This is a genomic window from Formosa bonchosmolovskayae, assembly GCF_051016085.1.
Taxonomy (GTDB): Bacteria; Bacteroidota; Bacteroidia; order Flavobacteriales; family Flavobacteriaceae; genus Formosa.
Map to the genome: position 1 here is coordinate 3,850,058 of NZ_CP174605.1, position 12,591 is coordinate 3,862,648.

Annotated in this window: 16 protein-coding genes; 7 read left to right on the forward strand and 9 right to left on the reverse strand. The window is 33.1% G+C overall.

The genetic code is table 11. From position 1 onward, the window contains the following. Nucleotide 1 precedes the first annotated feature (1 nt). The gene (locus ACKC83_RS16510; RefSeq protein WP_434036385.1) at nt 2-646 is read left to right on the forward strand and encodes a hypothetical protein; all 645 of its coding nucleotides are present in this window, start codon (nt 2-4) and stop codon (nt 644-646) included. A 1-nt stretch (nt 647) separates the two neighbouring features. On the opposite strand, the gene ACKC83_RS16515 is transcribed toward ACKC83_RS16510, so the two are convergent. Next, nucleotides 648-1,451 (reverse strand): lysophospholipid acyltransferase family protein, encoded by an 804-nt coding sequence (locus tag ACKC83_RS16515; RefSeq protein WP_414034983.1) that lies wholly within the window; start codon nt 1,449-1,451, stop codon nt 648-650. Nucleotides 1,452-1,493: 42 nt separating this feature from the next. After that, a complete protein-coding gene (locus ACKC83_RS16520) occupies nt 1,494-2,141 on the reverse strand; it encodes an NUDIX hydrolase (RefSeq protein ID WP_434036386.1) in 648 nt (215 codons plus the stop codon). Nucleotides 2,142-2,143: 2 nt separating this feature from the next. On the opposite strand from ACKC83_RS16520, the gene ACKC83_RS16525 reads away from it, so the two are divergent. Further along, complete coding sequence (locus tag ACKC83_RS16525) at nt 2,144-2,857, forward strand: peptidylprolyl isomerase (protein ID WP_434036387.1); 714 nt, start codon at nt 2,144-2,146, stop codon at nt 2,855-2,857. Here the strand turns inward: ACKC83_RS16525 and ACKC83_RS16530 are convergent. The 3 genes from ACKC83_RS16530 to ACKC83_RS16540 form a co-directional block, all read right to left on the reverse strand. Then, complete coding sequence (locus ACKC83_RS16530; RefSeq protein WP_414034986.1) at nt 2,850-3,461, reverse strand: trimeric intracellular cation channel family protein; 612 nt, start codon at nt 3,459-3,461, stop codon at nt 2,850-2,852. The two genes, ACKC83_RS16525 and ACKC83_RS16530, sit on opposite strands and share 8 nt — an antisense overlap. 223 nt (nt 3,462-3,684) lie before the next feature. Then, the gene (locus ACKC83_RS16535; protein ID WP_414034987.1) at nt 3,685-4,311 is read right to left on the reverse strand and encodes a trimeric intracellular cation channel family protein; all 627 of its coding nucleotides are present in this window, start codon (nt 4,309-4,311) and stop codon (nt 3,685-3,687) included. A gap of 139 nt (nt 4,312-4,450) precedes the next feature. Next, nucleotides 4,451-4,933 (reverse strand): Dps family protein, encoded by a 483-nt coding sequence (locus ACKC83_RS16540; RefSeq protein ID WP_414034988.1) that lies wholly within the window; start codon nt 4,931-4,933, stop codon nt 4,451-4,453. A 101-nt stretch (nt 4,934-5,034) separates the two neighbouring features. On the opposite strand from ACKC83_RS16540, the gene ACKC83_RS16545 reads away from it, so the two are divergent. After that, nucleotides 5,035-5,979 carry a LysR substrate-binding domain-containing protein gene (locus ACKC83_RS16545; RefSeq protein WP_434036388.1) on the forward strand — a complete coding sequence of 315 codons (945 nt, stop codon included), beginning with the start codon at nt 5,035-5,037 and terminating at the stop codon, nt 5,977-5,979. A 60-nt stretch (nt 5,980-6,039) separates the two neighbouring features. On the opposite strand, the gene ACKC83_RS16550 is transcribed toward ACKC83_RS16545, so the two are convergent. Both ACKC83_RS16550 and ACKC83_RS16555 read right to left on the reverse strand, forming a co-directional pair. Continuing rightward, nucleotides 6,040-6,237: a hypothetical protein gene (locus tag ACKC83_RS16550; RefSeq protein WP_382383527.1), complete on the reverse strand. Its 198-nt coding sequence runs from the start codon at nt 6,235-6,237 to the stop codon at nt 6,040-6,042. A gap of 136 nt (nt 6,238-6,373) precedes the next feature. Beyond that, nucleotides 6,374-7,171, reverse strand: coding sequence for a TIGR00266 family protein (locus ACKC83_RS16555; RefSeq protein ID WP_434036389.1), 798 nt, complete (start codon nt 7,169-7,171; stop codon nt 6,374-6,376). Nucleotides 7,172-7,388: 217 nt separating this feature from the next. Between ACKC83_RS16555 and hemG the strand changes: the two genes are divergently transcribed. Then, nucleotides 7,389-7,934, forward strand: coding sequence for a menaquinone-dependent protoporphyrinogen IX dehydrogenase (gene hemG, locus ACKC83_RS16560; protein WP_434036390.1), 546 nt, complete (start codon nt 7,389-7,391; stop codon nt 7,932-7,934). A gap of 595 nt (nt 7,935-8,529) precedes the next feature. Here hemG and ACKC83_RS16565 read toward each other — a convergent pair. Then, the gene (locus ACKC83_RS16565; RefSeq protein ID WP_434037795.1) at nt 8,530-9,117 is read right to left on the reverse strand and encodes a DUF1989 domain-containing protein; all 588 of its coding nucleotides are present in this window, start codon (nt 9,115-9,117) and stop codon (nt 8,530-8,532) included. 11 nt (nt 9,118-9,128) lie between these two features. Beyond that, complete coding sequence (gntA, locus tag ACKC83_RS16570; protein WP_434036391.1) at nt 9,129-9,806, reverse strand: guanitoxin biosynthesis heme-dependent pre-guanitoxin N-hydroxylase GntA; 678 nt, start codon at nt 9,804-9,806, stop codon at nt 9,129-9,131. Nucleotides 9,807-10,338: 532 nt separating this feature from the next. Between gntA and ACKC83_RS16575 the strand changes: the two genes are divergently transcribed. From ACKC83_RS16575 to ACKC83_RS16585, 3 genes are all read left to right on the forward strand, one after another. Next, nucleotides 10,339-10,998: a hypothetical protein gene (locus ACKC83_RS16575; RefSeq protein ID WP_434036392.1), complete on the forward strand. Its 660-nt coding sequence runs from the start codon at nt 10,339-10,341 to the stop codon at nt 10,996-10,998. A gap of 180 nt (nt 10,999-11,178) precedes the next feature. Continuing rightward, entirely contained in the window at nt 11,179-11,841 is a 663-nt protein-coding gene (gene ribB / locus ACKC83_RS16580; protein ID WP_434036393.1) for a 3,4-dihydroxy-2-butanone-4-phosphate synthase, read from the forward strand. Continuing rightward, nucleotides 11,842-12,417 carry a Crp/Fnr family transcriptional regulator gene (locus ACKC83_RS16585; RefSeq protein ID WP_434036394.1) on the forward strand — a complete coding sequence of 192 codons (576 nt, stop codon included), beginning with the start codon at nt 11,842-11,844 and terminating at the stop codon, nt 12,415-12,417. It abuts the gene before it with no gap. Nucleotides 12,418-12,591 lie beyond the last annotated feature (174 nt).

The following is a 12,591-nucleotide window of genomic DNA, read 5'->3' on the forward strand; positions in this document are numbered from 1 at the left end:
AATGGATGCATTAGATATTTTAAAAAAAGACTGGAATAAGAAGGAAAATCAGAATTTCCCTAAACTGTCCTACAACGATATATACAAAATGATCTTGAAGAAATCCTCTTCTATCGTGAAATGGATTTTTATTATAAGCTTATTAGAGTTCTCTTTTTGGACGATTATTTCCTTAGGTATAAAAGATACCGATGATATGATTAGAATAAAGGAAACAGGCGCAGGAACAGCTTTAAACGTGCTTATGGTACTAAGCTACGCCATCCTGTTTTATTTCTTTTATCTGTTCTATACAAACTACAGAAAGATATCGACTACAGATAACGCTAAAATACTGATGGAAAACATCTTAAAAACCCGACGTACAGTAAAACACTATGTTTTATTTAATCTGGTGTTTATTGTAATATCTACAATTACCGTATTAATTATCGAGTTTCAACAAGACGAAGTCTTAATCTCAAAAATAGATATAGCCACTGCCAACGGCGATGAGGCCCTATTATATTTTAAAATAATATTAGGCACCTGCGCGATATTAGCGATAACTATCGGGTTGTTACTTGGGTTTTATTATCTTATTTACGGAATTCTCCTAAAGCGTTTAAATAAAAACTACAACGAGTTAAAAAAGATAGATTTATAACCTAGACGTTATATTTTCTCTGCTTATTTAATTCTTCCATTTCTTCAATTTGCTTTTTAGTAAGCACTTTTAAGAATGACGGATGTTGCTCTATAGAATATTCAATTTTTTCAACGATACTATCAATGGTATCGTTTTTATAATCGATTTCTAAGGGCGCTTTAATCTCTATAGATTGAAGAATATTCTTTTTCTTAATACGAAGTCCTTTTTTGTCGAAAGATCGTCTAAAACCGTCTATAACCACAGGAACCACTATTGGCTCGTATCTTTTTATAATATGCGCTGTACCTTTTCTAATGGGTTTAAACGGCGTAGTTGTACCCTGCGGAAAGGTAATGACCCAACCATCTTTTAAAGCTGTAGCAATACTAGATATATCACTCATCTTAACCTGTCTATTAACATCCTTACCTTCTGCTCGCCATGTACGCTCGATACTAATAGAACCTGCATAAGCAAAAATCTTTGGTAATAAACCTGCTTTCATGGTCTCTTTAGCCGCAACATAATACAAGTTTAATTTAGGGTGCCAAATGTATCCAATGTTTTTTATAGAGTCTTCTCTCCCACTTAAACTAGCATTAAACACGTGAAACATGGCAACCACATCTGCAAAATACGTTTGGTGGTTAGAAATAAATAGCACGTTATTATGTGGCAAGTTTTTAATGATTTCGGATCCTTCTATTTGAAGTTCATTAAACCCTCTAAATCGTCTATGGGTTATGATTCCTAGAAATCTGATAATCCATTTTTTGAATAAAAGTATATGTCCGAAAGGATTTCGTTTCAACAATCCCATGATGTTTTCTATTTTTTATAATTAAGCAAATGTAGGAAAAAGTCAAGGATAACACACTTCTTTTAAAATGTCTTTTACTTCACTTAGCATCATGGCTGTGGCTCCCCACACCACATAGCCTTGAAAAACAAATGCAGGAACTTCTATTTTTGAAGTGTAAGATGTTGTTACTGTTTTAGTCACAACACATTTTTCATTTAGAAACTCGGTTAGAGGGACTTCAATAATTGCGTCGACCTCTGCATCTTGTTTTATAAATTTCGGTGTTTTTTCTGCGATTCCAATAAAGGGTTGCACGATAAAATGACTGGGTTCAATATAAATATCGGTAATTTCTCTCCAGACTTCAATGTGTTTTTCGGGCACACCAACTTCTTCGAAAGTTTCTCGAATAGCCGCTGTTTTAAGCGAGGAGTCTTCGGGTTCTAACTTACCACCAGGAAAACCAATCTGAGCCGAATGCACGCCTTTATAGGTGTTTCTTAGAATTAATACCAACATAGTCTCATGCGTCTTATTCGGATAAAATAAAGCCATGACTGCTGCTTTTCTTGCCGTTTTAATCTTTACTTTTCGATCTGCAGTCAGGTTTTCTCGAAAGGAAGGAGACATTTTAACTTGAGATGCTTCGGCTGGAAGCGGTATATTTTCTATTTTTGGTCTTAACTTTTTAAAATCATCAAAATTCATTTATGAGATTCTTAGTATACTGTTGTTTATTTCTTTTTCTATTTAATTGTGAAGATACAAATTCTAAAAAAAATAATACCACAAAACCTCCTGTCGAAAAAACCACAGAAAATAAGTCAAAAACAGATACTAATAAAGCCCCTGTTAAAGACGAGCGTGAATTCCCCGTTTTAACCGACGATAATGCGATGGAGTTTTTTCTTCATTATGAAAAGGAAAATAAAGAGAATAAAATTAGAATGACTACAAGTAAAGGTATTATTGAAATCTTGCTTTTTAATGAGACCAAATTCCACCGTGCTAATTTTATTTTTCTAACCAAGCAAAACTATTTTACAAACACCCAATTTTATAGAGTTGTAAAAAACTTTATCATTCAAGGAGGAAGCACCGACGATGAAGATATTGCCCAACGACGTGTGAAAATTGGTAAATACCTGTTGCCTACCGATCAAAATCGAGGCTTCACGCACGAACGTGGCGTAATTTCTATGCCAAGTAGTGAAATTGAAAATCCACACAAATTAGCTTCGCCTTACGAATTTTTTATAGTACAAGCCCCTCATGGAGCACACCATTTAGACGGGAGCTACACCATTTTTGGAAAAGTAACGCGTGGTATGGATGTGGTTGATGCCATTTCTGAAGTCGAAACCGACAATAGAGAGTGGCCCCTGCAAAACGTGTATATAGAAAAAGTAGAAATTATTAACTAATCTCGTCTCTGTAAAAGCTAGGCAAACTAATCTTAAAACGCACAGCTAAAAGTCTAAATATAATTACGATTAACCCGGAGCTTAGAAACACATAGTCTTCTTGTATGGGTAGTTTTCGCAATAGGAAATACGCCACTCCACCCATTATACAAGCTGTGGCATAAATTTCCTTTCTAAATATAACGGGAATTTCGTTACACAAAATATCGCGCATAACGCCTCCAAAGCATGCCGTCATGGTACCTAAGGCAATACATATTATAGGATGCAAGCCTTCACTAAGCCCCTTATCGATTCCTACTAAAGTATATAATCCAATTCCAATAGTATCGAATAAAAACAAATGTGTTCTTAGATAATCTATTTTATTTCTTAAAACGATAGCAAAAACAGTAGAACCCAAAACAACGTACACATAAGTCATGTTTTGCATCCAGGACACCGGTGTATTTCCAATAAGTAAATCTCGTAAAGTACCGCCCCCTATCGCTGTGACGCAGGCAATAATTAAAATTCCAAAAGCGTCCATACGTTTATTCATAGCGACTAAAACGCCAGAGATTGCGAACGCAATAGTTCCTAAAACATCAATAATAAAAAACATAAGAAATCGGATTAAGTATTTAGTCTTAATACAAGGTTAGGATTAAAAACTTAATTACAAAATTTAAGGCCTAAAAAAGCCCTTTAAATAGAATTCTAAAGGGCTTGGTTATGGCAGTTTCGCTACCATACCTAATCTTAATTAAGGTAATAAACTAGGACAAGCTCATAAAGCAAATGTACTCACTGTAATACCTCTTATGTGTCTTTGTATGAATTGTGGACTATAAATTAAGTTCGTCGTCGTCTTCATTTCTGTATAAGCTAGGCAAGCTAATGGTAAATCGCACAGCAATTAAACGGATAATTATAACTAAAATTCCAGATCCCAACAGTACATAATCCTCGTCTATAGGTAACGATTTTAGCACAAAAAAAGCGATACCTCCCATAATACATGCGGTTGCATAAATTTCTCGTCTAAAAATAACAGGAATTTCGTTACATAAAATATCTCGAATTACTCCTCCAAAACAAGCTGTAATTGTTCCTAAAGCAATGCAAATAGGTGTAGACAATCCAGCCATAAGTCCTTTTTCTATTCCGATAATTGTATATAATCCAATTCCAATGGTATCGAATAGGAAAAGAGAAGTCCGTAAATAATCGATTTTTTTTCTAAAAAAAGTAGCAAATATGGTACCGATTAAAATAAGGTATACGTACTCTGGATTAATCATCCAAAATACCGGTGTTGCTCCTATTAAAATATCTCGCATTGTTCCACCACCAGTAGCAGTTACAAAGGCAATAATTAATATTCCAAATAGATCCATGCGCTTACTTAAGGCCACTAAAACCCCTGATATAGAAAAGGCTATAACTCCTAATAAATCAATAGCGTGTAACATAACATATTTATTTGCGGCCGCGAATATACTATTTCATTTTAGAAATTTACGGTATGTTTTTGTATAAAAATTAAAAAAACCGCCTTCTTTTGTTTTTTAAGCAAAAAAAGGCGGTTTAATATAAATTAATTTGTGAATATTATACGGTCGTTTCACCTAACCATGCTTTCATCATCCAGATGGTTTTCTCTTGTTCGGTAATAAAGTCACTCATCATAGAGTTTGTTCCTTCATCGCCTGCTTCATCAGATTTATCTAAAATATCACGCTCTATTTTCAATAGTACAGATAATGAATTTACAATTAATTCCACTGCTTTTTCATCTCCTGAAACGTTTTTACCTACTGGTACTTTAGATACTTCCGAATAATCTGCAAATGTATGTAACGGCGTTTCACCTAAAGTTAACACACGTTCAGCAATTTCGTCTACTTTAACATTAGCATCGGTATATAACTCTTCGAATTTAACGTGTAATTCAAAGAATTGTTTCCCTTTAATATTCCAGTGAATACCTCTTAAATTCTGATAATAAGTTTGAAAATTAGCTAATAAACTATTTAAATCTGAAGCTAAATCTTTAGTTTTTTCTGAATCTAATCCTAATATATTAAGTCCCATAATGTATGTATTTTTGTTTATTCAAATTTAGCCAATTATTAACACAACTAATAATCAATTACATTGATTGATTTTATAATTTTATAGTCTAAATTTATACCATGACGATTACACAATTATATTATGTCTTAGCGGTTGCTGAAAATCAAAACTTTACCAAAGCGGCAGAGAAATGTTTTGTAACCCAACCAACGTTAAGTATGCAGATTCAGAAACTGGAAGACGAATTGGATGTTCTTATTTTTGACCGTGGTAAAAAACCAATAGAACTGACCGAGGTTGGAGCTAAAATTGTAAATCAAGCCAAAAATATAGTAAACGAGTCCAATCGAATCCAAGATATCGTAGATCAGCAAAAAGGTTTTATTGGTGGTGAATTTAAGTTAGGAATTATTCCTACTGTAATGCCTACACTTTTACCGATGTTTTTAAACAACTTCTTAAAAAAGCATCCAAAAGTTAAGCTTATTATTGAAGAATTAACCACGGAAGAAATTATCTCTAGATTAAACGAAGGGCATTTAGACGCTGCCATTGCTGCGACGCCTTTAGAATCTGAAAATATTAAAGAACGCATTTTATATTTTGAACCTTTTGTGGCTTATGTTCCAGAAAAACACCGTTTAGGACAAGCGACTAAATTAGATGCTAGCGATCTGGATGTAGACGATATGTTATTGTTAGAAGATGGCCACTGTTTTAGAAACAACATTTTAAACGTGTGCAAAGCATTTAAACAACATACCGATGATGATTTCCAAATAGAAAGTGGTAGTATTGAAACCCTTATAAAACTTTCTAACGAAGGTCTGGGTATGACGCTATTGCCATATTTACACACCCTAGACTTAAGCGAGAACGCTCAGAAAAACTTAAAATTCTTTAATGAACCCTCTCCCGCAAGAGAAGTCAGTTTAATTTATCACAAAAGTGAATTAAAGATTCATATTATTGAAGCCTTACAATCTATAATTTCTGGTGTAATTCGTGGTGCTATAGCATTCCAAAATGTAAAAATTGTTAGCCCTTTAACCAAAAAGAAATAACAAGAATGTCACAAAAATAAACGCATAAAAAAAGCAACTAGAACTAGTTGCTTTTTTTTATTATGCTTTTAAATACACAAGGCATTTATTTAATTCCGGGTTTTGCTGTATCATCGATTCTATAAAAATCTTTAACTCTTCTATCTCGTAAGGTAATAAGCGTTGAAGAGCTTTTTGTACTTCTTTGCAAAACAACACAGTATCAAAACTAACTTTACTAAGTATAGTCTTGGTATACTCGAACATTGCTCTAGCCATAGGTTTATAATTTAATTGAATTTAGTTTATTCTTAAAACACATAGACACTATAAAACAAGTAACTACAACGTTTTCAATTTTCAATAAATTTAGATATTAAAATGTTAACATTGTCTTAAAACAAAAATTAAATTGTTAAAATCTGTTATCTCCATTCAGCAAATCGCCAAGACCGCCTAGCACACTGCCCTCACCTTTTTTATTATTACCTCTAGGTAAAGCAGATAGCACACGACCGGCCAAACGACTAAAAGGTAAAGATTGTACATAAACTGTTCCTGGACCGGTAAGCGTGGCAAAAAACAAACCTTCTCCACCAAAAACTGTATTCTTAATGCCACCTATAAATTCGATATCGTAATCTACATCTTTAGTAAAACCTACAATACAACCTGTATCTACACGTAATTTTTCTCCAGCTTTTAAATGTTTTGTAGCTAGCGTTCCTCCTGCATGTACAAAAGCCATCCCATCGCCCTCTAATTTTTGCATTATAAATCCTTCGCCCCCAAATAATCCACGTCCTAGTCGTTTAGAAAACTCTATACCTACACTTACTCCTTTCGCTCCACATAAAAAAGCATCTTTCTGGCAAATTACTTTCCCTCCAAATTGAGACAAATCTACCGCTAAAATTTTACCAGGATATGGCGATGCAAAAGATACAGAGCGTTTACCTGGATAGGTATTATAAAAAGCCGTCATAAATAAACTTTCGCCAGTTAGCAAGCGTTTACCTGCTCCGAAAATAGAATCTAAAAATCCAGCATTTTCTGTAGAACCATCTCCAAATATAGTTTCCATTTTAATGCCTTCATGCATCATCATAAAACTTCCCGCTTCGGCAACTACGCCTTCATTTTGGTCCAGTTCAATTTCTACATATTGCATTTCTTCACCATAAATACGATAATCTATTTCGTGTGCTTTCATAATATTTAAAATTAGAGGTTATAACTTATATGTGGATATAAATTAATTTTTGTTACAAATCATGACTTAAAAATAGTAATAAAACTCCATTTTCGTTACCTTTAAGTTATAGGGTAACAGCAGGGAAACATCCAAAATCTGAGTGAATTCAATTTTAAATTGTAACCCTATTTTAGATCAAAATACACATCAAAAATGTAACTGAGAAATTTATATTATGGAACAACATATCGGAATAATATATTCTTCTGTAGATGGACAAACTAAAAAGATTTGCGAAAAGTTAAGTGCAAATTTCACAGAGAGACACATAAGCACAAAGCTATGCTCGATTGAAGATTTTAATATCGACGTGTATAAATTTCATACCCTAATTATTGGTGCAAGTATAAGATACGGCAAACACAATGCGCGTATTTATGAATTTGTGTCGAAGCACAAAGACTATTTACAAAAAATAAGGACCGCATTTTTCTCCGTTAATCTTGTTGCAAGAAACGACAATAAAAATTCTCCTACTACAAATCCTTATCTCCTTAAATTTATAAATAAAACGCAATGGAAACCTGATTACTTAGACGTTTTTGCAGGAAAATTAGACTATAAATCCTATCCCTGGACAGATAGGATTATGATTAGATTAATTATGAAACTAACTCATGGACCAACAAAATCGGACAAACCCATAGAGTTTACAGATTGGAAAAGAGTAAATGATTTTAGTTCAAGAATATCCGAAGATTACAAAATCACCTTGAATTAGGCGTTCTCACAAGGTTTATAAGGTCGCTCATAATAGAAATTGTAAAAAAATGCTAATCAATTGAGTAGAATAACCTGTACCTACACCATTTAAGAATTATGCTTATAGTTGTACATAAACTCACCTTCTCCTTTATAGAAACAAAAATTGGTAATCTCTATTATAAATATTCTGCGCGTTGTATAATCAAAATATCGTATCTTTTCCAAGCGTTGACTTATTTAGTAGTTTAATGCAACTCAGAAAAAAACAAACTAAAACTTCAAAATGGATAAAAGTTGGATCATAGGAATAACTGTCTTAATTTTTTTAATCGTCCTTTTTATTTATTGGAAGGTTACTGTTGGGCCTTACAAGAAAACCTATAGCGAAAAAATGAGAAAGCTTTACGGTAAAAGAACCTTTTACTGGGAAGGCTTAATATATGGCAGTACGGGTATAACCGTCCTGATAATGTTTATTTTAAAATGGACAAATATTCTGTCCTTTTAGCATCTTAAAACGTGTTACCGATTATAAACCTGTAATGCATCGCGGAAAATCATTAAAACAAACACTATTTGAATCTCATAATCTACTAGCCTTTCAAACCGAATTAATTCGGAGAACTTACCTCAAAATGAATGGGTTTAAACGATCCTCCATTACTATCTTCTGCCGAACATGCCGTTAAGCAAACTAGCAAATCCATTTGAGCTTCAAAAGTTACATAGTCCCCAGCTTTAGATGTAGGTGGTAGTACAGAAAGCTTTCCTTGGTTATCAAACTGCACATTCATAAAAATATTGAACGCCGTTGGTATGTCGTCTTGCTCGATGCCAAAAGGCTCTAGATTCTTAGTCAAGTTTTCTAAACAACTCGGATGATACTCCGGATTGTTATACATAATCTTAAAGGTTTCAGCACTACAAGGTGCTAACAAAAAATCGTTTCTCCCGTTAGTGTCTTCTAAAATCTTCATCATTTTATGAGATCTATTACTCCATAAAAAATTACCTGTAGACAGTAAAATAGATTCTTCGAAATCTAGTGTTTTACCAGAAGATATTTTCTCTTTTAAATCGTTAGCGTTAAAAAGCACCATATCGCTTACTTGCATCCCTTGAGGGTCGATTACTTTTAGGATATCGCCTTTTTTCAAGCGTACTGCCTTTCCGCTTTGTTCTTCAATTATATGTAACATCGTCATAATTATTAACTTTTTGAATGAAAAGGACATTTCCAATCCCCTTCTACTTGTCTACCACTATATTGCTTGGTTTCTGTATCGTTTCCAAAATCTTTTAACACAGGATTTATGGTACCTTGTAGTTTTTTATCTCGTTTTCTAATGCGTTTTTTAACGCGCTTATACGTCCCCATATCTCTTAGTTTTTCGAATTGCCAATGCAAGTTAAATACTATAGTCGGTTGCGGACTTTGCCTTGCGATTCTGGAACTATTAGGATGTAAGCCTACTATGTAAAAAGCTCGACCTTTAAGGCTAAAACTAAAATTAGAGTCCTCTGGATTATCACTTACCGATGGATCCCAATCCTTATCGTCTAATTGGTGTAATTGTTGCAGAAATTTCCAAAGCGCGTTCTCAAATTCAATTTCGGTGTCGAATGTATCATTCGGAAAAACAGCTATAAATGATTCAAATTCATTAGAATCGAAATCATACTGATTTATATAACGCTCTAAATCTTCTAAAAGGGCCACAGCACTCTCTTCTGCTTTTATACTATTATATGTTTTTAAATGATATTTTTCCATTAAAAACACGGTTTTAGCCATAACGCAAGGATGCTTTTGCTTTAGAATAAAATCCTTAAAGTCGGCTTCAATAGCTTCCGTTTTCGATAACGTATTACTAAGTATAGAGTCCATATTGATAATATTTGTTTTAAAACACAAACCACTTATCGTACTATAAATAACTGTAATAAGTAGAGTGCATTAAAAATTAGTACGGCTAAATTATGGCTTTGGTAAAATATCAATAAACTCAATCAGATTATAAATTAGCGTAAAACAAATATGGTATAATTAGGGTTTGCGCTTATAGACTGACATCTTTTTATAAAAAAACTAGTCTGTAAGTCAGTCTGTCGAATCGTATAAATTATATAACTTATGCTAGCTCGGAAAAAAACGAAGGCAGATCAATTAAAAATAGTTAAGGATATAATTAAAGAAGAAGGCAAAATACTTCGGCAACCACAAATAGTGACTTAAAAAAAAGAGCCGAGTTAGGTTTGTTTAAAAAGTTGTCGAAAATAGTAAAACTATTAAACGCCTAATATAACGGGTACTAATCATTTAAACAACTCATCACTAAAAATCGACAATTCAGAATTTTAAACCTCCTGACTCCTACATTATAATCTTAATTTTAAATCGTTAAACTCAATTAAAATACATGGAAGCAACAATTAAAATTTTGATTTATATTCATGCATGCTTTGGAGGCCTTGGATTAATTACCGGAATTGGAAGTGTTATCGTTAAAAAAGGAAGTAGGTTACATAAACAAATGGGACATTTATTCTCTTTTGGAATGATAGGTAGTTCGGTAATTTCTATTCCGATATCTTGGATGCCAAAACACGAAAATATATTTCTATTTTTAATTGGCTTATTTACCATATATCTGGTTTTGGCTGGAAATAGAGCTTTAACGTTTAAGAAGAAAGATAAAGCCGACTTGATTGACCAAGTTGTTTCTGGAGGCATGCTTTTATTTTCGACCATTATGATTATTCTAGGTATATATGGATTATTAACTGGTGTTCCTTTAAGCGTGTTATATCTGTTCTTTGGTGGTTTTGGTTTATTGCTAACCATAAAAGATTTTAATTTTTATAATAACACAAAGCGGAACAAAAATGCTTGGTTAATATCTCATATCGGAAAAATGATTGGAGCCTTAATCGCATCTGTTACCGCCTTTATTATTGCAGGTTTAGGTCTAGGAAGTTTAATTGCGTGGACCTTACCAACAGTGTTAGGAACGTATTACATTATTTATTGGAAAAGAAAAATCAAGCCAAAACCTGTAAACGACTACATTAAAAATTAATAGCACAACACCTATTCTTTACATCTTACAATTAAAACTACAACCTACTAATCTTTAATTGAGCAAGAGTTTTTAAATCGAATAGGTTGTTTTTAAATCGGTGGTTTTATTGACTTACATCAAAGGCTTTTACCACAGACAACACTAATTTTGCCATCTTAATATTAATTATATTTTAAAATGGTACTTACAGAATTAGAGACATTACAAACTATAAATACAGACAGCAAAGAACGCTTAGAAGAAGCATTAATCCATCTTCAAAATGGAAATGGAGTTATTTTAATGGATGATGAAGACCGAGAAAATGAAGGCGATTTAGTATTCTCTGCGCATGCTATGACAACTACCCAAATGGCACTTATGATTAGAAAATGTAGTGGAATTGTATGTCTTTGTCTAACAAATGAAAAAGCAGATTTACTTAACTTGCCTTATATGGTTCAAGAAAACACCAGCAGTTTCCAAACCCCTTTTACCATTTCTATAGAAGCAAAACAAGGCGTAACTACAGGCGTTTCGGCTAAAGATAGACTAACTACCATTCAAGTGGCTTCGCACGAATATGCGACAAGCAAGGATTTAGCGAAACCCGGACATATCTTTCCGTTACGTGCTAAAAATAATGGTGTCTTAGAAAGAAAAGGTCATACTGAAGGTAGCGTAGATTTAATGAAATTAGCAGGACTAAAACCTGAAGCCGTATTGTGTGAATTAATGAACGACGATGGCACAATGGCAAAAACAGACACGATTATAGAATTTGCACATGTGCACAATTTGATGGTGCTATCCATTCAAGATATCATCCATTATCGTAAATTTGTAAGAGACTACAAATAAATGGCAGATTACACGGCACTCACTACTTTTATAAAGAAGAATATTGATATTGAAGACGACGATTTAAAAATTGTCTTGCCTTATTTTAAAACCATAAAGAAAAACAAAAACGACATTTTACTTTCCCATGGAAAGAATAGTCAGGTGAGTTATTTTATAAAAAAAGGGTGCTTAAGACTATTTTATATAAACGAAGAAGGGAAAGACGTAACGCGTTATATTGCTTTCGAAAATCAGTTTGCAACAGAACTGGTCAGCTTTATAACAAATGAACCTGCACAAGAAACGATTCAAGTGGTTGAAAACAGTGAACTGTTATACATCACCCACGACGACTTTAGACATCTGATGACGATTGTTCCCAAATGGAAAGATTTTTATAGCATCTATTTAGAAAAGGCTTACGTGAATAATTCTAAAAGATTAATCTCGTTTACCACTCTAGATGCCTCCGAGCGTTATAAACAATTATTTAAAATTAACCCTAATATTGTTAAGCGTTTGCCGAATAAAATAGTGGCTTCTTACATTAATATATCTCAAGAAACACTGAGTAGAATAAAATCTAAAATCTGAGAAAAACCTCACCACCACTTTAAAAATAAAATAGAAAGCAGAGTTAGCCAAAATTAGATCTTCATTCAATTAACCATCGCATATTCTTACACGTGTTGGGAAGCATTAATCGGATGTCATCTTAAAAGCATAGTAAAAAAGGTAATAAATCTGTACAATGCAATTAAATTACAT